Below are 18570 nucleotides of genomic sequence, written 5' to 3' on the forward strand. Positions count from 1 at the left end.
GCCCACCCGCACTGCTGCGCCTGCTCACGCCCCCGCGGCGCGCCCACCAGCTCGCACTTCACCCCGCCGACCAATCGGCCGCGGACCATCCCGGCCCCGAGCCCTCGCACCAACGGGGCCAGGGACTGGTGCAGTTCGTGCTCGCGGCGCACGAGGGCCAGCGCAACACCCGGCTCTTCTGGGCCGCTTGCCGCGCCTACGAGAACGGCATGGGCGATGCCCTGTCCCCCCGGCTCACGGACGCCGCGATCCGCGTCGGCCTCACGGAACGCGAGGCCCGCTCGACGATCGCCTCAGCGGCACGCCTCACGGGTCACGCGTGATCCGGTCCGGGCCTGCGCGGCCTCAGCACTTCTTCGCGGTCTTGACCTGCACCCACGGACGGCACTTGCCCTTGGCCACGGGGCCCTGCATCGGGACGTGCTTGTAGATGCGGTGGTTCTTGCACACCTGGACCTGGGAGAGGTCGAGGCACGCATTGGGGTCGAACGTCATGGCCTGTGCCTCGCTGTGATTACCCGGAAGGGCAACAAAGAGGGTGGCACTGAACAGCGCCGTCAGGACGGCCACACAAGCCTTACGCATTTTCATTCTCCCGTTTCACCATACGAGCGCCGGATTTCCGACGCCGGGAGATCATGCGTTTTCCGCACCGGCATGTCAAGAAGACTTAAAAGGCCTCCGAGAGTAGACGGAGGATATTCACCTTCACCCGCCCAGTCGTGAACGTCGCACGTCACGTGCATGATTCGACCGCACCTAATGATCAACATCTCTCAACCAAGCTAAAAGGAAAGGCGGTTGAATTGTTGCCCATCGGCATGCGGGCAACCTTCACTGGAGGAGCCGCCACTTGTAGTGCGGGTCCTTCGGGTCGAGGTCGTCGCGCACCGTCACATAGGACGTGCCCGCTCGATAGGGAGTACTCAGGAGCTTGCCGTCGTCGTGCGACACCCAGAACACGTCACCGGCGTCGTTGCCGTTGAAGTGCCATTGCTGATTGATGTCGTTCGCATCGCACGCGCCCAGCCAGGCGAGCCCCCATCCCGCGATGTCCGCCAGGCACTTTCCGGTGCCGACGGAGACGATCTGCCACGCCGGAGTGTTCGTCAGCTTCAGGCGCCACCGCTGCCGCGGATCACCCGTGTCACAGGGCGCGAAGGTGGCGGTGCCCTGGATGGCGTTGGCAGGGTCGTCGGCGGTGGACATGCACAGTCCGTTGCCCGAGTTGCGGAACAGGCTCCCGGGGTCGGCCCCAGCGGCTCCCGCGGGCGCCGCGCCCGCGAGCAGAGCCCCGGCCAGGGCCGTGACCAGGACGGTGAGCCGACGTGTGCGCTCCATGGGAATCCCTCTCTCGCAGCCGTGTGCGGCGGTGGCGATTCCGATGATGAGGCCGCCCGGAGCACGGGCACCATCCCCGGATCGAGGGGGGTCGGGTCAGGTCTCTTCCAGGCGTACCGTCGCCAGCTGTTCCCAGCCGTACGCGATGGTCCTCTCGCGGAGCCGGAGGTCGGCCCCTGCCTTGACGACGAGGCTCCGGGGCGGGGTGAAGCGGCGGGCCAGGAGCGTCAGGATCTCCAGGATGCTGTTCGACACGAACTGGACGTCGGTGAGATCCAGGACGATCTCGTCCGTGCGGGCAGCCACGTCGGTCAGCGCCAGAGCCAGGGGCCCGCAGTGGGCGCCCGTGACCTCACCCCACAACCGCACGCCAGAAGCGTCGAACAGGGGCATCATGAGCAGGAGTTCATCGGCGAAATAGCCGCGCATCATTCATCCCAGGGGCTGGGGGATGCACCGGACAAGGGGCGCGGTGGCGGGAGTCGGGCGGGCTGTGACGCGCCGGGATCCGGTGCTGTGCGGCGGGCCGGGCTCCTGCGGGAAGCAGTTTCTGGCGTAAGGACCCCCAACCCGGCCCGAGCGAGCGCCGGATGTCGACCGTCGCGCCAACGGCAGCCGACCGACCACGGACCGTCACCAGCGTACTGCTGCCCGCTCCCCGCCGGTAGGCATGTGCCCGGCCGGTCCCACACAGTGCCGTCGAGCCCCGCCCCGGGAGCCCGACGGCGAGCGACGTCAGGCGGACCGGCTCACGTCGTCGAAGTCGGTGGAGGCCGACAGCTCGGCCCATGCCAGCATGTCGCGCTCGAAGGCGTCGCGTCCGGCCTTGACGAGCCGAAGCGCGTCATTGCCGAGCAGCAGGCGCCTCGGCGGCCGGTCGGCCGCCACCATGCGCAGCACCGCGGCCGCGGCCTTGTCCGGGTCGCCCGGCTGGTGCCCGCCACCGCGGATGCGCCGGGCGCGCATCGGCTCGAACAGTTCGTCGTAGTCGGCGATCGAACGCGGTGCGCGGATCATCGAGCGGCCCGACCAGTCCGTCCGGAAGCTGCCCGGCTCGACGGCGGTGACATGGAGGCCGAAATCGGCGACCTCCTTGCCGAGCGTCTCGAGGATGCCCTCCACCGCGAACTTGCTGCCGTGGTAGAGGCTGAGGCCCGGCATGGTGACGAGGCCGCCCATCGAGGTGACGGCGATGACGTGGCCCGAACGGCGCCCCCGCATGTGCGGCAGCACGGCCTTGATCACCGCCACGGTTCCGTAGACGTTCACCTCGAACTGACGGCGGAGGTCGTCCATCGACGACTCCTCGAAGAGGCCCTCATGGCCGTACCCGGCGTTGGCGACGAGCACGTCGACCGGGCCCAGGTCGCGCTCGGTCTCGTCCACGACCGCGTCCACCGCGTCGTGGTCGGTCACGTCCAGGATGCGGGCGTGCGCGTCACCGGCGAGCGCCTCGAAGGACCGTGCGTCGGCGGGCGTACGCACCGTGCCCACCACCCGGTGACCCGCGGCCAGCGCCGCGCGAGCGAGTGCGCGGCCCAGGCCGGTGCTGACGCCGGTGATCAGGAATGTCTTGGTGTCCGACACAGGAGTTCCCTTCGTACGATGCGAACAGAGGCCGACCGGGGCGCTCGGGCCCGACCGGTCCCGACACGTTCCACTTCAGCACCGGAATCGGCCGCTGATCCGCTTCCGGGAGGTCCGCTTCACCCCGGGGACAGCCGGACCGGGGGACTGCCCGACCGGGGGACTGCCAGTCCCCCTTTCGCGGGCCGTCGGGGCGATCTCGGGCCCTATCGTGAACGGCATGGACCGCAACACAGCTCTCGGTGAGTTCCTCCGCTCCCGGCGGGCACGGATCACCCCGCGCCAGGCGGGCCTGTCCGACGACGGCGGCCCCCGGCGAGTGCCAGGACTGCGCCGCGAGGAGATCGCGCAACTGGCGGGCGTGAGCGTCGACTACTACGTACGCCTGGAACGCGGACGCCGGCTGAACGTCTCCGAGACCGTGCTGGACGCCATCTCCCGCGCGCTGCGCCTCGATCCCGTCGAACGCACCCATCTGTTCCAGCTCGCCGAGCCCGCCGCGGGCAGGCCCCGCCGCACCGCGACGCGTCCGCAGCCGGTCCGCCCCGGCCTGCGCGACCTGCTCCGGATCCTCGAACACACCCCCGCCCTGGTGCTGGGGCGGCGCCTCGACGTACTCGCGTCCAACCAGATGGCACGCGCGCTGCTCACCGACTTCGACGCGCTGCCGCACCGCGAGCGGAACCTGGTGCGGTTCATGTTCCGCGACGAGACCGCCCGCTCGCTGTACACCCACTGGAACACCCACGCCCGGGACATCGTCGCCTCGCTCCGGCGCGATGCCGGGCGCCATCCCGACGATCCGCTTCTTGCCGAGCTGGTCGGCGAACTCTCCATCGCGGATGAGGACTTCCGCCGGTGGTGGGCCGACCAGGACGTGCATCGGCACACGCACGGCAGCAAGCACTTCCACCACCCGGTCGTCGGCCCGCTCACCCTCAACTACGAGTCCCTCACCCTGCCCGCCGACCCGGACCAGCGGCTGAGCGTCTACACCGCCGCGGAAGGCTCCGGATCCGAGGAGGCGCTTCGGCTGCTGGCCGCGTGGATACGACGGCCCGAGACCGTGAACACGTCCGCGTAGGCGCGTGTTCGGCGGCGGGGATCAGTCGGAGGTGGCGGAATCGCGACGGTCGATGATGTCGCGGGCGACGTCGATGATGGGCCGCCCGAGCGTGTAGGCGCGTGAGCGCAGCCGGAGCAGGGCCTGGTCCAGGGGGATGTCCTCGCGGATGGAGAGCATGCCGGTGGCCTGGTGGATCTCGGCGCGGTGGAGGGTGGCGAGGTCGGTGGGGGGATCGTGCTGGGGGTCGGCGCCGGGGAGCATGGCCAGCAGCAGGAAGGTGACGGTGTTGGTGAAGGCCTGGGCGTCGAGCTGTTGTTGGAGGGTGAGCGGGCCGGGTGCGGTGCGGTAGCCGGTGAAGGCGCCGAGCTGGACGGCGCCGATGCCGAGCGGGAAGGCGAAGGCGGCCCGGGCGGGGCCCTGCAGGGCCTCGGGCAGGAACAGCGGCCAGCGGGCGTCGTCCAGTGCGGCCAGGTCGGGGATGCTCAGGGCCCGGCCGTGCTGGATGCAGTCCAGGGTGGGGCCCTCACCGAGGGTGTACTGCAGGTCTTCCAGCAGGGTGCCGAGGTGGTCGTCGGGCGCGTGCCAGATCAGTTCCGGGGCGTGGCGCCCGGCGCCGGCGGAGACGGTGACGCAGGACAGGCCGAGCACCTGCGCGCACCCGTCGGCGGGCAGCAGGCCCAGGCCGGGCGGGCTGCCGAGGATGTCCAGCAGTGCGGTCATGCGCGGGCCGACGGCGAACGGTGGGGAGCTGGACATGCAATCACCGTCTTGGTGAGGGTGGGGCGGGGTCAGGGCCCCACTGGCCGGGCCAACTGCGGTCCCTGGTTCACGGGGCAGACGGGCCGAACTGGGCCGGGTGATCGCGACCGCTGATCACCTCGAGGCACAGGTCGGTCAGCAACAGGTGCCGGCCGCGGGCGCCGTCCCGCAGCCGGGCGAAGGCTTCGTCGGGGGTGAGGGAGAGGCGTTCGGCGAGCATTCCCTTGGCCTGCTCGATCACGATCCGGGTGCCCAGCGCGCCTTCCAGCTGTTCGTTGATGACGGTCTGGTCGCGGATGGTGCGGTACTGCAGGATGCCGATCGTGGCGGCATCGGCCAGGGCCTGGCCCAGCCGCAGTTCCCGCGCATCCAGCGGCAGGGGCTGGACGCGGAAGACGTTCAGCGCACCGATGACGGTCTCCCGCAGCCGTAACGGCATCGCGGCCACCGCGGTGAAACCCCTGTCGACGGCCCACTCGGTGAAGCGCGGCCACAGCTGCTCCGCCTCACCGGTGTCCAGCGCGGTGTCGGGGTTGGGGGTGCCGGTACGGATGCAGTCCCGGCGGGGGCCCTCCTGCCACTCGATCTGCGCCAGTTCCAGGAGCCGGGTGCGTTCGTCGGATGCGGTCGCATCGACCGGGCGGCCCCGGGTGTCCTGCGGGATCACCCCGCCCGCGTTCACCGGCAGGGGACTCGTGGCGCGTTCGGTGAGCGTGTGCGGGAAGTCCATGACATCGCACTCCGCGACCAGGGGGTCGGCGAGTTCGACGAACGTGGAAGTGATCTCCTCCTCACGGGAGACCCGTTCATGTTCAGCGGGCATGACGACTCCCGGTGATCCATTCGTCGGGTTGGCAGGGCTGTCGCCACATGGCGGAGGCCCGGCAGCGGGCCTGACCGGTTCTCGTTTGCTCCTCCTTCAGCCTGGCACCGGAGCGAGTCCGTCGCCAGGTTCCGGCCGAGCCGGGCCCGTTCCGGCCGGCACCCGTTCCTGAAGGAGCCGCGTCGACCTGAAGGAGCCACGTCGAGATGGGTGCCGAGTCGGTTCACGGTGAGGCATGCTGAAGGTACGCATCCTGAGCGGTGCGGAGGGAGGCCCGGTGATAGGCCGTGGAATTCTCCTGGGCGCTCACGCTGCCGCGTGAGCAGAGCAGCGTGCTGCTGGCCGGACGGCTGGCCGGTGCCGCAGTCATCGCCCTGAGCGTCAGCCCGTCGGCGGCGGCGACCATGCGGGAGAACGTTCAGGTGGGTGGCGGTTATCTGGTCGCCCACAGCAACGCCCCCTTCTTCCGGGTACGGCTGGGTGTCCGCGGCACGTTGTGTCAGGTCGACATCACCGACAAGGACTTCGTGCTGGCCGCGTCCCGCAAGTCCGAAGGCCCGCCCGACGATCGGGACGAGCACGCCGCACTACGTCAGCTGATCAGCCGTCAGCTGTCGGTCCGGGCCGACCGGGTCGAGGTCCGGCACAACGCGCACGACGCAGTCCTGCTCCGTTTCCAGATTCCCCTGTTCCAGGGGCAGCCCTGGCCCGGCCCCGAGTTCTAGGCTGAGCCGTGAAGGGACGTACAACGGACGGCCGCCACCTTCCCGGCATCGACGCCCCTCGTCTTGTCGGCCCATGGCCTCCTCCGCACCCCGGAGGGCCTACCACCACGGGTGGGGCAAGCACCGCATCCCCCACCGTCATCCGCCGTCCGCCACACCGGGACAGCGCTCCAGTACGCCACACGGGCGGAGCACCCCATGCCTGACCAACCGGACACCGGCACTCACGAGGACAGCGGTCACTACCCCAGCGACCTTCTCGCCCAGCGCCTGAACCTGATATCCGACTTCGTCGACCAGGCGTGTACCGACTTCCACCGCCATCCCGCGCAGTCCCGGCGCATGCTGCTCGTCTTCACCGCCGTCCTGGGCGGCCTCACCCACGACCTGCAGTCCATCCTCACCCCAGAACTCGACGAGAAGGCCCGGCGCGAGATCGAGGCCGCCGCCACCGCCGAGAACATCACGCTCAGCGAGCACGACCGGGACAGCTCGGCCCGGCTCCTCGCCGGCATCTGGGGCACCGGCGTCACCGAGGGCGTGACCGCACAGAACTGGCAGACCTTCTCCCCCGGCCTGGCTTCCGCCTGCCTCCAAGTCGCCCGCCTGACCGGCCAATACGCCCAGTGGAACCACAGCGCGCGCTGACTTCGTCCGGCTCGGGACCGCCTCGCTCCGGACCGCTTCGCGTCGAGGCTGCCGAAGTGGCCCTATGCCAACTCCCCGCCGCGGAGCCCAGCCGCCGTCTCGCGGCTCTGTTCGGCTCGGCGCCGGTACTCCGCCGCCTCCTGCGGGCGCTCCAGGGCAAGCCGCTCGTACTCATGGGCCAGCGCATCGTGGGTCCTGGCCAGCGCGCGCCCTGTCTGAGTGAAGTGCTCCCGCAATCGGTGTGCCCTGTTCTCCAGGATCGCCTGCTCCTGCTGTTCGGGCCCCTCCGCCACCCGCCGTGCCTCGGATGCGTCCATCTCCCGCCCGATGGCGCGCTGCTCGCGTTCGCCGCGCGCATCCGCCCGACGCAATGCCGCCTCGCTGCGGGTCAACTGCTCCTCGCTGACCTCGACCAGAGCGCGGGCCCGGGCCAGCTTCTCGTACGCGCGTTGCCGATGCGTCGGGGCGTGCCGCACCGTCCCGGACGTCGGACTCTCGAGGGAAGCCTCTCGCTTCGAAAGCTGCGCTTCCCGCTCGTCAGCGGCCTGTTCCCGCTCCTCCGCGGCCCGTTCCCGCTCGTCCGCGGTCAGCTCCCGCTCGTCGGCGACACGCTCGCGATCATCAGCCGCGACATCCCGCCGGTCGGCGGCAGCGGCATCCTCTCGTATCCGCCGTCCGTCCCGGCGCACACCGTCGATGGAGTGGTGCTCTTCATCCGAGCGCTCATTCCCCATACGGCCAGTATGCGCGGTTGAGCACGTGGCATCACTCGTTCGAGCACAGATGTGGTCCACGCCCGGGCCACGGCGAGACGACCGCTCATGCGAAAGGGTGCCTCTCAACGAGAGACACCCTTCTGACCAGCACACACGCTGACCCGCTGCGGTGGGTGTGGGATTTGAACCCACGGTGGCTCGCACCACGACGGTTTTCAAGACCGTTCCCTTAGGCCGCTCGGGCAACCCACCCCGCGCCGTCCACCGGAAACGGAACCGGACGGCGCGGGGACAAGACTAGCGGGTCAGCTGTCGCCCTTGCGCTGGCCCAGCGTCACGTCGACCGTGCGCTCCTTGCCGTCACGCTCGAACGTGATCTTGACCTTGTCGCCCGGCTTGTGGGTCCAGATCTGGCCGATCAGGGTCGGGCCGCTGTCGACCACCATGTCGTCCAGCTTCGTGATGACGTCACCGGGCTTGAGGCCGGCCTTGTCCGCCGGGCCGTTCGGCGTGACCGGCTGCGTGCCGCCCACGCCGTCCTTGGAGATCGTCGCGCCGTTCGTGCCCTCCTGCTGGAGGGAGACCGAGGCGCCGATGACCGGATAGACGGGCTGGCCGGTCTTGATCAGCTGCTGGGCGACCTGCTTGGCCTGGTTGACCGGGATCGCGAAGCCGAGGCCGATGGAGCCGGACTGGCCACCGCCGCCGAGGCCGCCACCGCTCTCGGCGGGCTTGATCGCGGAGTTGATGCCGATGACCGCGCCACGGGAGTCGAGGAGCGGGCCGCCGGAGTTGCCGGGGTTGATCGACGCGTCGGTCTGCAGCGCGCTCATGTACGAGCTCTTGCCGCTCTGCCCGCCGTCGCTGGAGGTCACCGGGCGGTTCTTGGCGCTGACGATGCCGGTGGTGACAGTGTTCGAAAGGCCGAAGGGGGCGCCGATCGCGATGGTCGAGTCGCCGACGGCCACCCGGTCGGAGTTGCCGAGCTTGAGCGGCTGCAGGCCGTCCGGGGCGTTCTTGAGCTTGATGACCGCCACGTCGTAACCCTCGGCGCGGCCGACGACCTCGGCGGCGTACTTCTTGCCGTTCGAGAACGTCACCTGGAGCTTGCCGCCCTCGGCGGCCGACGCCACGACGTGGTTGTTGGTGAGGATGTGGCCCTGCGTGTCGTAGACGAAGCCGGTGCCCGTGCCGCCCTCGCCGCCACCGCTCTGCGCCTCGATCGTCACGACGCTGGGCAGTGCCTTGTTCGCGATGTCGGCGACCGAGCCGGGCTCGCGCTTGAGGTCGGCGGGCGTGTCGGGCGCGGAGACCGTGGTCGAGCTGGTGTCGCTGTCGTTGCGCTCGGCGGCCCAGTAGCCCACGCCGCCGCCGATGCCGCCCGCGAGCAGCGCGGCCGCGAGCACCGCGGCGACCAGGCCGCCGCGCCGGCCGCCGGGCTTCGGCTCCTGCGGGTGGTACGAGGCGCCCCAGCCCGAACCGGAACCGCCGCCCGTGGCGTACGACGGCACGGCGGGCGGCTGCGGGGGCGGCCAGTTCCCGGCGCCGGAACCGCCCTGTGGGGCGGCCTGCGGGGCACCGTGCGGAGCAGTGTCCTGCGGCGCGCCGTACGGAGTGCCCTGCGGCGCACCCTGGGGGGCGCCGTAGGGCGCGCCCTCCGGGGCATGGGCCGCCGGAGCAGCATGACCCGGTGCCTGCTCGGGCGCCGGGGAGGGGGCGTGCGCGGGAGCGGAAGGCGCCTCCTCAGGCCTCTGCTGCCCGGCGGGCGCGGCGGGCCCGGCAGGCGCGGCGGAGTCGGCGGGAACAGCGGGAGCGTCCACCGGCGCAGGGGGCGCGGACGGGGCCTGGGGTACCTCGTTGCCCTCGTTCTCGGTGCTCACAGCTCTTCTCCTCGGTCCATGCTGTCGTTGCGTTCGTTCTCGGTCACGGCCTGGCTGTGCAAACTGTGCTTCTGTCGTCTTCTGTCGTCCGTCGGCGCTTCTGTCGGTGGCCCGTCAGCGCTTCCGTCATCTGTGTCTGCAGTCAGCTTTTCCCATGGGCTGTCAGGGCACCATAAGCCGATCCTGTGTGTCCGGCGCCCCGGGAGGGCGTCTCCCGGCGAGCCTCCGGGTACCCCGTGATGGCACCATGACGCGGTGACCCTCGCACGACAGCACCAGATCCAGGTCGTCGCCCACCGCGGAGCCTCCGAAGATGCTCCCGAGCACACGCTGGCCGCGTACAAGAAGGCGGTCGAGGACGGTGCCGATGCCCTCGAATGCGATGTACGGCTCACCTCCGACGGCCACCTCGTCTGCGTCCACGACCGGCGCGTCAACCGTACGTCGAACGGCCGCGGAGCCGTATCCGCCCTCGAACTGGCCGACCTCGCCGCCCTGGACTTCGGTTCCTGGAAGAAGCACCACGGCGAGGCCGAGGAAGGACCGGACTGGGAGTCCGCCACGGGTGAGGACACCTCGGTCCTCACCCTGGAGCGTCTTCTCGAGCTCGTGGCCGAAAGTAATGCATCGGGCCGCCGTGTGCGGCTCGCCATCGAGACCAAACACCCCACGCGCTGGGCGGGCCAGGTGGAGGAGCGGCTGCTCCTGCTGCTCAAGCGCTTCGGGCTGGACGCGCCGCCCGCCGAGGGCCCCTCGCCGGTGCGCGTCATGAGCTTCTCGGCACGTTCACTGCACCGCGTCCGGGCCGCCTCGCCGACGCTGCCGACCGTTTACCTGATGCAGTTCGTCTCGCCTCGCCACCGTGACGGCCGCCTCCCGGAGGGCGTACGCATCGCTGGTCCGGCCATGCGGATCGTGCGCAACCACCCCTCGTACGTGGCGAAGCTGAAGCGCGCGGGACACCAGGTGCACGTCTGGACGGTGAACGAGCCCGAGGACGTCGAACTCTGCGCCGAACTGGGTGTCGACGCGATCATCACCAACCGCCCGAAGCAAGTTCTGTCCCAGCTGGACCAACTGGGACTCCGTTAACTCCGGTCACAGGGTGTGCCCCGGCGCGTTCGCTCCGTATTCGATCGTTACGAGTGCGTCACCGGACGGGGATTGGCCGGTTTCCGGTCCAGTCCATTGGGGCATCCACACCGTGGCGTGGGGCGAAGGAGGTCTCGGGGGTGGCGTTGGTGGTGGCACGGGAGGTGCCCACGTCGTCGAGCATGGCCGTACCCCATGGCCCTGCGGGCGTGGGGGAAGCAAGGCACCACATGCGCAATCAACTGCGCATGAGCGGGGTGTCCGAGTCGGTCGTCGACGATGCCGTACTGATCCTGTCGGAACTGCTCAGCAACGCCTGCCGGCACGGCAGGCCACTGGGCCGGGGAATGGTCGGGGACGGCGACGTGCGCGTGGCGTGGCACGTCGACAAGTCGGGCCGGCTGACGGTCGAAGTGACGGACGGCGGCGGGCCGACCCGCCCGGTGCCGGCGACTCCGTCGGTGACGGCGCACGGCGGCCGCGGACTGAACATCATCACGGCGCTCTCGGACGCCTGGGGCGTCCGCGACGACGTGCACGGCGAGGTCACCGTGTGGGCCGTCGTACAAGCGGGGCACCACCACGAGGATTTCGCTACGCGCGTCGCCGCGCCGTCGGCGGCCGCGATATCCGAGCTCGCCCTCGTGGACCCCTTCGACGACCTGGACTGAATCCACGAACGGCTAGGCTCGCGCCCGTACGGAAGAGTGCAACAGAGCCGCAGCCGGGAGACACCCAAGATGGCCAAGAAGCGCCCCCAGTCCAAGGGCAAGCAGCAGTCGCAGGTCAAGGTCGGAGCCCGCACCGGCGGCGCTGATGAGAACTATCCGGTCGTCGGCGCCCGCGAACCCTGCCCCTGCGGTTCGGGCCGCCGCTACAAGGCGTGTCACGGCCGGGCGGCCGCGCACGCGGTGACCGAGCTGGTGCAGCGCCCCTTCGAGGGCCTGCCCGGCGAGTGCGACTGGATCGCGCTGCGCGAGCTGGTGCCCGCCGCCACGGTCGAGCTGCCCCTCAAGGGCGGCCTGCCCGACGGCATCCCGTCGGTCTCCCTCGCCACCGTGCTGCCGATGGCCTGGCCCGCGCTGCGCCGCGACGACGGCTCGGTCCTGCTCGGCCTGCAGAACGACACCTCGTCCGGCGACATCAGCCGCGACCTGGCCGACACCCTGCAGCGCGCCCTGGAGGCCGAGCCGGGCACGCCGGTCAAGGGCCGCCGCGCCCCGGCCGACGGGCCGCGGCTCCAGGATCTGCTCGACCCCGAGGGCCGTTTCGAGCCGGTCGTGCACCCCGGCTTCGAGTTCTGGGTGCCGGACGCGGAGAACGCCACGCCGGAGGTGTCCGCCTCCCTGGAGCGGGCGAACGACGCCGCCATCCCGACCGTGAAGCTGACCGGTGTGGACGCCGCGTACTGGTGCGAGACGCCGGAGAAGAACCACCTGCGCTGGGTCATGCCGCACCCCGAGGAGCAGCTCCTGGACGCGCTGGCCCGGCTGCACGCGGCCGGTACGTCGAGCCTCGGCGAGGGCACCCGGCTGGTCGGCTCCTTCCGTGCGCACGGTCTGACCGTGCCGGTGTGGGACCTGCCGAGCGGTGTCACGGCCTCGGACGTCGAGAAGCCCGCGGCGGAGTTCGCCGAGCGGCTCGCGGCGGCGCTCGCCTCGGAGACCCCGCTGACCGCGGACGAGCGCCGGGCGCGCGGTGGCCTCACCAACCGCCAGGTCACGCTCAGCTGACCGCGTGACGGCACGGCACGCTCCGTCCGGCGGCACCTCACCGCCACCCGAGTGCCGTGCCGTACCGACTGACGCACCAGTCAGTCGGTACGGCAGCTAACGGAATGCGTGACTCCAATCACAACTCCCCGTAGCTGTACGTAAATCCCTGTCCGGATAACTGGGATCGAATTTGCCAAGAGCCGATCTCTTGTTACCGTTCAGGTAGCCCGGTTGCTGGTGCATCCCCCGTCGCCAGCAACCGGGCCCTTTCATGTCCGGGGACCGGTCCAGGGCTCAACTGTCCCGCGGGGGCGCCGAGTTGCTCCCCGAGCGCAGCAGCAGCCCGTCCGCCTCGCCCGCCGCGTACTCCGCCACCGCCGAGTACGCCGCCGCATCCCCCGCCGACCGCTCGCGCGGGGTCTCGCACGCTGCGGGTTCGTCCTCCGCCGCCACCTCGCAGTGCATCTGCACGGTGCGCCCACCGGGGCCCATCAGGGTCAGGACGGCGGTCAGCTCCTCGCCGGTGGCATTGCGGTAATAGGTACGCGCCCAGGTGTCGGGGCCCAGTCCGAGCACACAGGTCTGGGCCTCGATGCCGTCGGGCGAGGAGAGTTCGGGGCCGCACCGCGCGGTGGTGGTCGCGCCGGAATCCGTGACCGACGACGACGCGAGGCCGGGCTCCGCCCCGGCGCGCGGCTCCGAAGGAGCGTTCGAAAGGGCGGCTGAGGGGGAGGGGAGGGGCGACTTCGCGTCACCGTCGCCCACCGGCCCCGCGGACGCCCCGGCGAGCGGCAGGAGAACCGTGACGGCCGCGACGCCCAGAAGCATGATCAGGCGGGGTTGCATGAGCCGAAGATAACGACAGTGGGCGCGCAGCCTGCTCGCCGCGCGCCCAATTCCCCTACATCTCGGGCGCGCTCACACCCGTACGAGTGAGGGCGTCGACGACGGCGTCCACGACGGCCTCGACGTCCGGCACCCAGGGCGCGGCCGAGCCGGGCAGCGGCGCACGCTCCCAGCGGACCTGTCCCTGCCCCGTCCCGGAGGGCGGCAGTGCGAGATATCCGCCCTCTCCGTGGAAGCGCAGGGAGCCGGGGACGTAGTCCTTGGCGTAGAGGAGCTCGCCCAACTGGGCCATCGAGTAAGGCGCGACGAGGATGTGCAGTCTGGCTTCGGTGGCGACCACCGGACCGAGCCTGATGCCCGCCTCGTCGAGCGCGGCGAGGGCGCGCACGCCCGCTTGCGCGGGGAGGCTGACGGCGCACGGGGCACGGTCTCCGGTGGCGAGCACGATGGGTGCGCCGGGTCGGTTGGTCCACCACCAGCGGACCATCCGCTCGTCGGTGGTGGCGGCGAGGAGACCGGGGTCGAGGGGATGCGCGCCCGGTACCGCGCAGTCGGGGTCGGGGCAGGCGCACCGGCTGCCGTCACGCCGGTCGAGACCGACTCCCGGCAGGACGGGCCACCGCCATGCGGTCGCGAAGGTCAGAGCCGCGCCGAGCTGTCCGGCGCTCCGGCCGGGCTTCCTTCCGATTCGCCAGGACAGGAGCCTGCGTCGCCTTCCGAGGATCTCGCGCATGAGCGCTCGTTCCTTTCCGTTGCACGCCGGCGTTAGCCGGGGAGACTGCGGGCCACATCACACCATGTGTGGATCACTTCGCTGTACGTACGAGCTGGCACATCTGCACCCAGCCTGCGGCATGGGGAACCACTCTGAACCGAGCGTTGACGTGGCGTGGGGTGGCGGCGCCTGGCGTTTGCCGTCCCGCGATATTGCTTGCCGCCTCCGCCACGGGAGGATGGGGCACGGTCGTCGTGAGTTAGGACGCCCGGGTCCTTCGGCAGGTTCCGGATCTGTCCCAACTGCCCCTGGCCATCACTGAGTACGTACCCAGCGCGACCACTGCAACGCTCTACCGAACAACGTCAGTCGATCCTAATATGCCCTAACCCGGCGCTGTTTTCAGCCATCTTTCCAAGATCTTTCGCGGTTCCCGGAATTCCCCCGAACACCATGAATCCCGGCAGGACAATGCTGGACATCCCCTTACCAGTGCGTGTACATCTGGAGACATAGCTAGCGGCGCATGATGACATGGGGGTTTGCGATGCTTTTGAGCATTACGCACCGGCCGGAAAGCCGTCAGCAATGAACGCCCCGCACCTTCCGAAAGTGGCCGGAATCGATTCCACTGTTCCGCCACCGGCACACACTGTCGCGCCCGCCGCGCAGACCACGCCCTCCGCGGCACACGCGCCGGGCACCTCCGTCCCGAGCGCGCCCGGCGCCGTGATCCAGGACCGGCTCGCCGGCTGGGTCTCCGACCTCACCACGCTGCACGAACTGACCGAGCGGCTCGCCCGCACGGCCACCCTGGACGAAGCCGTGCGCGAACTCCTGCGCGCCGGCGCGTCCCTCGTGGGCGCCCGGCGCGGGCTCGCCGTCATCGAGCCCTCCGACGGCCTCGGCCCCGAGACCACCTTCGGCCTGGGCCTCGGCCGCGCCGAGCTCGGGCACATCGAGACGGTGCCGCGCGGCGCCACCTCGTACGGCAGGATCCTGGACGCCGCCGAGGGCAAGGCGGGCGCCGTGCCGGGCGGGATCGCGCAGCCCGATCTGCTCGCCGACGAGGGCCTCGACCCCCGCCACCGCGAAGTAGCCGCCATCCTCGGGTACGCCGCGAGTTACGCCCTGCCCCTGGCCACCGAGGCGGCGGGCCGGATCGGCGCCGCGGTCTGGCTGTACGACGAGCCCGCCGAACCGGACGAGCGCCGACGCCACGTCGTCGGGCTCTACGCGCGCCAGGCCACCGAGCACGTGGCGCAGCTGCTCGTGCTGGACCGCGCCCGCGCGACCGAGGCCACCCTCCGCGAGGAGCTCATGCCCTCCCGGCTGCCCCGGGTCGCCGGAGTGCAGCTCGCCGCCCGGCACCGCACGGGACCGCGCGGCGGCGGCGACTGGCACGACGCGCTGCCGCTGCCGGACGCGGCGCTCGGCCTCGCGGTCGGCTCCGTCACCGGGTCGGGCCCCAGCGCCGTGGCCGCCATGGGACGCCTGCGCGCCTCCCTGCGGGCGTACGCGGTGATGGAGGGCGAGGACCCCGTCGCCGTCCTGTCCGACCTGGAGCTGCTGCTGCGGCTGACCGAGCCCGCGCGGTCGGCGACGGCACTCTTCGCGTACTGCGAGCCCGCCCTGCGCAAGATCGTCCTGGCCGGTGCCGGGCACAGCCCGCCGCTGATCGTCGGGGAGCGGCGCACGGAGTTCGTGGAGACCTCCCTGTCCGCGCCGCTCGGCATGCTCGCCTGCTGGGAGGCGCCGAGCGTGGAGATCAGCCCGGAGCCCGGAGAAACGGTGCTTCTCTACACCGACGGGCTTCTGCACCGCACCGGCGACCCGATGGACCGGGCCTTCGCGCGGCTGCACGCGGCGGCGGCGAGCGTCCCCAAGGCCATCAGGGACGACCCCGGGGCGATCGCCGACCACGTGCTGCACACCGTCCTGCCGGACGGACTGGACGCCGTGGACAGCGACGAGGACGTGGTGCTGCTGGCGGCGCGCTTCGCGTGAGCGCGGGGCGCGCGCGTGCGGGGCGCCGGGCCCGCATCCCGGTGAGGCGCCGGGCCGCGTCCGTGTGAGGCGCCGGGCACGCTGGGTAAGTGGCCTTCCGGCCCTGGGACCCCTTCCGTACGCCCGTACGATGGAGGACGGCCCAGTGTCGTACATAGGAGGCAGATCGTGTCGGAGGCGCTCAACCCGGCGACCCCGGAAGAGACCGAAGAAGAGCCGATCAAGCAGCGCAAGAACGGCCTGTACCCGGGCGTTTCCGACGAGCTTGCCGAGAGCATGAAGTCCGGCTGGGCCGACACCGAGCTGCACGACCTGCAGCCGATCGCGCAGGCCGAGAACACCGCCGCCCGCCGCGCCGCGCTCTCCGCGCGTTTCCCGGGCGAGCGTCTGGTGATCCCCGCCGGAAACCTGAAGACCCGCTCGAACGACACCGAGTACGCCTTCCGCGCGTCCGTCGAGTACGCCTACCTGACCGGCAACCAGACCGAGGACGGCGTCCTGGTCCTGGAGCCGACCGCCACGGGCCACGACGCGACGATCTACCTGCTGCCCCGCTCCAACCGGGAGAACGGCGAGTTCTGGCTGGACGGCCAGGGCGAGCTCTGGGTCGGCCGCCGCCACTCCCTCACCGAGGCCGGGAAGCTCTACGGCATCCCCGCGTCCGACGTGCGCGAGCTGACCGACAAGCTGCGCGAGGCCACCGGCCCGGTCCGCGTCGTGCGCGGCTACGACGCCGGCGTCGAGGCGGCCCTGACCGACAAGGTCACCGCCGAGCGCGACGAGGAGCTGCGCGTCTTCCTCTCCGAGGCCCGTCTGGTCAAGGACGAGTTCGAGATCGGCGAGCTGCAGAAGGCCTGTGACTCCACCGCTCGCGGCTTCGAGGACGTCGTGAAGGTCCTCGACAAGGCCGAGGCCACCAGCGAGCGCTACATCGAAGGCACGTTCTTCCTGCGCGCCCGCGTCGAGGGCAACGACATCGGCTACGGCTCGATCTGCGCCGCGGGCCCGCACGCCACCACCCTGCACTGGGTGCGCAACGACGGCGCCGTCCGCTCCGGCGAGCTGCTCCTGCTCGACGCCGGTGTGGAGACGCACTCGTACTACACCGCGGACATCACGCGGACGCTGCCGATCAACGGCCGCTTCAACGAGCTCCAGAAGAAGATCTACGACGCCGTGTACGAGGCCCAGGAGGCCGGTATCGCGGCGGTGAAGCCGGGCGGCAAGTTCCGCGACTTCCACGACGCCTCGCAGCGCGTGCTCGCCGAGAAGCTGGTCGAGTGGGGCCTCGTCGAGGGCCCCGTCGAGCGCGTCCTGGAGCTGGGCCTGCAGCGCCGCTGGACGCTGCACGGCACCGGTCACATGCTCGGCATGGACGTCCACGACTGCGCCGTCGCGCGCACCGAGTCGTACGTGGACGGCACACTGGAGCCCGGCATGTGCCTGACGGTCGAGCCCGGTCTGTACTTCCAGGCGGACGACCTGACCGTGCCCGAGGAGTACCGCGGCATCGGCGTCCGGATCGAGGACGACATCCTCGTGACCGCCGACGGCAACAAGAACCTGTCCGCCGCGCTGCCGCGTACGTCGGACGACGTCGAGGCGTGGATGGCGCGGCTCAAGGGCTGAATCCGAGCCAGGTCTGCCTCGTAGTACGGCGAAGGGCCGGTTCTCCCTGGAGGGGGAACCGGCCCTTCGCCGTTCGGTCGCCTCACCGCTCCGCCCGGCGGGGGAAGCCCAGCGCCACCAGAGCCGTCAGCGCGATGCCCGCCGTGGCGACGAAGAGGGCGGCGCGCGTGCCGTCGGCCGTGGCCGCCGCCGAGGCGTCCTCGCCGAGCCCCGCGATGCCGACCAGGACCGCGAGCCCCACCGCGCCGCCGACCTGCTGGGCCGTGGACGCCATGCCCGAGGCGATGCCCTGCTCGTGGCCCGCGATGCCCGCGGAGGCGGCGCCGAACATCAGGGTGTAGCCCGCCCCCTGGCCGAGGCCGAGGATCAGGAAGCCGGGGACCAGTACGGCGTACGAGCCTTCGGCGGACATCGTCGAGGCCACCAGGGCGGTGCCCGCCGCGCCGAGGGCCAGGGCGCCCGTCATGGCGGTGCGGGTGCCGAGACGCGTGGTGATCCGGCCCGCGAGGAGCGAGCCCGCGGTGATCGCCGCCATCGGGACGAGGTAGGCGAGACCGGTGCGCAGGGCGCTGTAGCCGAGCACGTTCTGGAAGTAGAGGGTGAGGAAATAGGCGAGGCTGCCGATCGTCGCCATGAAGAGGAACGTCACTGCCATGCCGGTGCGCAGAGCGCGGCCGCGCAGCAGCCGCAGCGGCATGAGCGGGTCGCGGGTGCGCGCCTCGGTGAGGAGGAACGCGGCGAGCAGGGTCGCGCCCGCCGCCGCCGGGAGGACGACGGTCGCCGACAGCCAGCCCGAATCGGGTCCCTGGACGAGGGCGAAGACCAGTCCGGTGACGCCGAGCGTCGAGGTCAGCGCGCCCGGCAGGTCGATGCGGCGGCCCGCGCGGACCGCGGTGTCCGGGGCGATGAGGCGGACGGCGGCGGCCATCGCGATCAGGGCCGGCGGCACATTGACGTACAGGACCGAGCGCCAGCCGAGGAGCTCGGTGAGGACGCCGCCGAGCAGGGCGCCCACGATGAG

General features: G+C 71.1%; 20 protein-coding genes and 1 tRNA gene. 9 read left to right on the top strand and 12 right to left on the bottom strand.

The annotated features are described in order from the left end of the window. On the top strand, positions 1 to 323 hold a 323-nt coding region (locus AOK03_RS05030; protein WP_208609502.1), incomplete at its 5' end, for a primase alpha helix C-terminal domain-containing protein. Between the two features lie 22 nt (positions 324 to 345). Here the strand turns inward: AOK03_RS05030 and AOK03_RS42425 are convergent. From AOK03_RS42425 to AOK03_RS05045, 4 genes are all read right to left on the bottom strand, one after another. Beyond that, positions 346 to 495: a hypothetical protein gene (locus tag AOK03_RS42425; protein WP_157868863.1), complete on the bottom strand. Its 150-nt coding sequence runs from the start codon at positions 493 to 495 to the stop codon at positions 346 to 348. A 339-nt stretch (positions 496 to 834) separates the two neighbouring features. Beyond that, positions 835 to 1341 carry an RICIN domain-containing protein gene (locus AOK03_RS05035; protein ID WP_055563936.1) on the bottom strand — a complete coding sequence of 169 codons (507 nt, stop codon included), beginning with the start codon at positions 1339 to 1341 and terminating at the stop codon, positions 835 to 837. A 96-nt stretch (positions 1342 to 1437) separates the two neighbouring features. Continuing rightward, positions 1438 to 1773 carry a hypothetical protein gene (locus tag AOK03_RS05040; protein ID WP_157868864.1) on the bottom strand — a complete coding sequence of 112 codons (336 nt, stop codon included), beginning with the start codon at positions 1771 to 1773 and terminating at the stop codon, positions 1438 to 1440. A gap of 303 nt (positions 1774 to 2076) precedes the next feature. Further along, a complete protein-coding gene (locus tag AOK03_RS05045) occupies positions 2077 to 2928 on the bottom strand; it encodes an oxidoreductase (protein WP_055563938.1) in 852 nt (283 codons plus the stop codon). Positions 2929 to 3148: 220 nt separating this feature from the next. Here AOK03_RS05045 and AOK03_RS05050 point away from each other — a divergent pair, with 220 nt between their 5' ends. Next, complete coding sequence (locus AOK03_RS05050) at positions 3149 to 4012, top strand: helix-turn-helix domain-containing protein (RefSeq protein WP_055563939.1); 864 nt, start codon at positions 3149 to 3151, stop codon at positions 4010 to 4012. Positions 4013 to 4033: 21 nt separating this feature from the next. Here the strand turns inward: AOK03_RS05050 and AOK03_RS05055 are convergent, their stop codons facing one another. Together AOK03_RS05055 and AOK03_RS05060 are read right to left on the bottom strand one after the other, a co-directional pair. Continuing rightward, the gene (locus AOK03_RS05055) at positions 4034 to 4750 is read right to left on the bottom strand and encodes an ANTAR domain-containing protein (RefSeq protein WP_055563940.1); all 717 of its coding nucleotides are present in this window, start codon (positions 4748 to 4750) and stop codon (positions 4034 to 4036) included. Positions 4751 to 4820: 70 nt separating this feature from the next. Then, positions 4821 to 5576, bottom strand: coding sequence for an ANTAR domain-containing protein (locus AOK03_RS05060; RefSeq protein WP_055563941.1), 756 nt, complete (start codon positions 5574 to 5576; stop codon positions 4821 to 4823). A gap of 287 nt (positions 5577 to 5863) precedes the next feature. Here AOK03_RS05060 and AOK03_RS05065 point away from each other — a divergent pair, with 287 nt between their 5' ends. Together AOK03_RS05065 and AOK03_RS05070 are read left to right on the top strand one after the other, a co-directional pair. Further along, positions 5864 to 6301: a hypothetical protein gene (locus tag AOK03_RS05065; protein WP_055563942.1), complete on the top strand. Its 438-nt coding sequence runs from the start codon at positions 5864 to 5866 to the stop codon at positions 6299 to 6301. Between the two features lie 198 nt (positions 6302 to 6499). Next, entirely contained in the window at positions 6500 to 6949 is a 450-nt protein-coding gene (locus AOK03_RS05070) for a hypothetical protein (protein ID WP_055563943.1), read from the top strand. Positions 6950 to 7011: 62 nt separating this feature from the next. On the opposite strand, the gene AOK03_RS05075 is transcribed toward AOK03_RS05070, so the two are convergent. From AOK03_RS05075 to AOK03_RS05085, 3 genes are all read right to left on the bottom strand, one after another. Further along, positions 7012 to 7683: a hypothetical protein gene (locus AOK03_RS05075; protein WP_055563944.1), complete on the bottom strand. Its 672-nt coding sequence runs from the start codon at positions 7681 to 7683 to the stop codon at positions 7012 to 7014. Between the two features lie 149 nt (positions 7684 to 7832). Continuing rightward, positions 7833 to 7917, bottom strand: a tRNA-Ser gene (locus tag AOK03_RS05080). Between the two features lie 53 nt (positions 7918 to 7970). Further along, positions 7971 to 9545 carry a S1C family serine protease gene (locus tag AOK03_RS05085; protein WP_055563945.1) on the bottom strand — a complete coding sequence of 525 codons (1575 nt, stop codon included), beginning with the start codon at positions 9543 to 9545 and terminating at the stop codon, positions 7971 to 7973. 255 nt (positions 9546 to 9800) lie between these two features. Between AOK03_RS05085 and AOK03_RS05090 the strand changes: the two genes are divergently transcribed. From AOK03_RS05090 to AOK03_RS05100, 3 genes are all read left to right on the top strand, one after another. After that, positions 9801 to 10637 carry a glycerophosphodiester phosphodiesterase gene (locus tag AOK03_RS05090; RefSeq protein WP_055563946.1) on the top strand — a complete coding sequence of 279 codons (837 nt, stop codon included), beginning with the start codon at positions 9801 to 9803 and terminating at the stop codon, positions 10635 to 10637. 53 nt (positions 10638 to 10690) lie between these two features. Then, positions 10691 to 11308 carry an ATP-binding protein gene (locus tag AOK03_RS05095; RefSeq protein ID WP_079074491.1) on the top strand — a complete coding sequence of 206 codons (618 nt, stop codon included), beginning with the start codon at positions 10691 to 10693 and terminating at the stop codon, positions 11306 to 11308. Positions 11309 to 11377: 69 nt separating this feature from the next. Continuing rightward, positions 11378 to 12370, top strand: a complete 993-nt coding sequence (locus AOK03_RS05100) for a DUF5926 family protein (protein WP_055563948.1) — start codon at positions 11378 to 11380, stop codon at positions 12368 to 12370. A 276-nt stretch (positions 12371 to 12646) separates the two neighbouring features. Here the strand turns inward: AOK03_RS05100 and AOK03_RS05105 are convergent, their stop codons facing one another. Together AOK03_RS05105 and AOK03_RS05110 are read right to left on the bottom strand one after the other, a co-directional pair. After that, positions 12647 to 13198, bottom strand: coding sequence for a hypothetical protein (locus AOK03_RS05105; RefSeq protein ID WP_055563949.1), 552 nt, complete (start codon positions 13196 to 13198; stop codon positions 12647 to 12649). Positions 13199 to 13253: 55 nt separating this feature from the next. Beyond that, entirely contained in the window at positions 13254 to 13931 is a 678-nt protein-coding gene (locus tag AOK03_RS05110) for a bifunctional DNA primase/polymerase (RefSeq protein ID WP_055563950.1), read from the bottom strand. A 516-nt stretch (positions 13932 to 14447) separates the two neighbouring features. Between AOK03_RS05110 and AOK03_RS05115 the strand changes: the two genes are divergently transcribed. Further along, the gene (locus AOK03_RS05115) at positions 14448 to 15920 is read left to right on the top strand and encodes a PP2C family protein-serine/threonine phosphatase (protein ID WP_079074492.1); all 1473 of its coding nucleotides are present in this window, start codon (positions 14448 to 14450) and stop codon (positions 15918 to 15920) included. A gap of 168 nt (positions 15921 to 16088) precedes the next feature. Then, positions 16089 to 17549, top strand: coding sequence for an aminopeptidase P family protein (locus tag AOK03_RS05120; protein ID WP_055563951.1), 1461 nt, complete (start codon positions 16089 to 16091; stop codon positions 17547 to 17549). Positions 17550 to 17631: 82 nt separating this feature from the next. Here the strand turns inward: AOK03_RS05120 and AOK03_RS05125 are convergent. Then, positions 17632 to 18570: MFS transporter (locus tag AOK03_RS05125; RefSeq protein ID WP_157868865.1), on the bottom strand; the 939-nt coding region annotated here is incomplete at its 5' end.

Source organism: Streptomyces atriruber (genome assembly GCF_001418325.1).
GTDB classification, from domain to species: domain Bacteria; phylum Actinomycetota; class Actinomycetes; order Streptomycetales; family Streptomycetaceae; genus Streptomyces; species Streptomyces atriruber.

What these genes read in the sequence shown, in the direction of transcription:
- AOK03_RS42425 (WP_157868863.1), bottom strand. Translation starts at nt 495, where the DNA reads ATGACGTTCGACCCCAATGCGTGCCTCGACCTCTCCCAGGTCCAGGTG.
- AOK03_RS05035 (WP_055563936.1), bottom strand. Translation starts at nt 1,341, where the DNA reads ATGGAGCGCACACGTCGGCTCACCGTCCTGGTCACGGCCCTGGCCGGG.
- AOK03_RS05040 (WP_157868864.1), bottom strand. Translation starts at nt 1,773, where the DNA reads ATGATGCGCGGCTATTTCGCCGATGAACTCCTGCTCATGATGCCCCTG.
- AOK03_RS05050 (WP_055563939.1), top strand. Translation starts at nt 3,149, where the DNA reads ATGGACCGCAACACAGCTCTCGGTGAGTTCCTCCGCTCCCGGCGGGCA.
- AOK03_RS05055 (WP_055563940.1), bottom strand. Translation starts at nt 4,750, where the DNA reads ATGTCCAGCTCCCCACCGTTCGCCGTCGGCCCGCGCATGACCGCACTG.
- AOK03_RS05060 (WP_055563941.1), bottom strand. Translation starts at nt 5,576, where the DNA reads ATGCCCGCTGAACATGAACGGGTCTCCCGTGAGGAGGAGATCACTTCC.
- AOK03_RS05070 (WP_055563943.1), top strand. Translation starts at nt 6,500, where the DNA reads ATGCCTGACCAACCGGACACCGGCACTCACGAGGACAGCGGTCACTAC.
- AOK03_RS05075 (WP_055563944.1), bottom strand. Translation starts at nt 7,683, where the DNA reads ATGGGGAATGAGCGCTCGGATGAAGAGCACCACTCCATCGACGGTGTG.
- AOK03_RS05100 (WP_055563948.1), top strand. Translation starts at nt 11,378, where the DNA reads ATGGCCAAGAAGCGCCCCCAGTCCAAGGGCAAGCAGCAGTCGCAGGTC.
- AOK03_RS05105 (WP_055563949.1), bottom strand. Translation starts at nt 13,198, where the DNA reads ATGCAACCCCGCCTGATCATGCTTCTGGGCGTCGCGGCCGTCACGGTT.
- AOK03_RS05110 (WP_055563950.1), bottom strand. Translation starts at nt 13,931, where the DNA reads ATGCGCGAGATCCTCGGAAGGCGACGCAGGCTCCTGTCCTGGCGAATC.
- AOK03_RS05115 (WP_079074492.1), top strand. Translation starts at nt 14,448, where the DNA reads ATGGGGGTTTGCGATGCTTTTGAGCATTACGCACCGGCCGGAAAGCCG.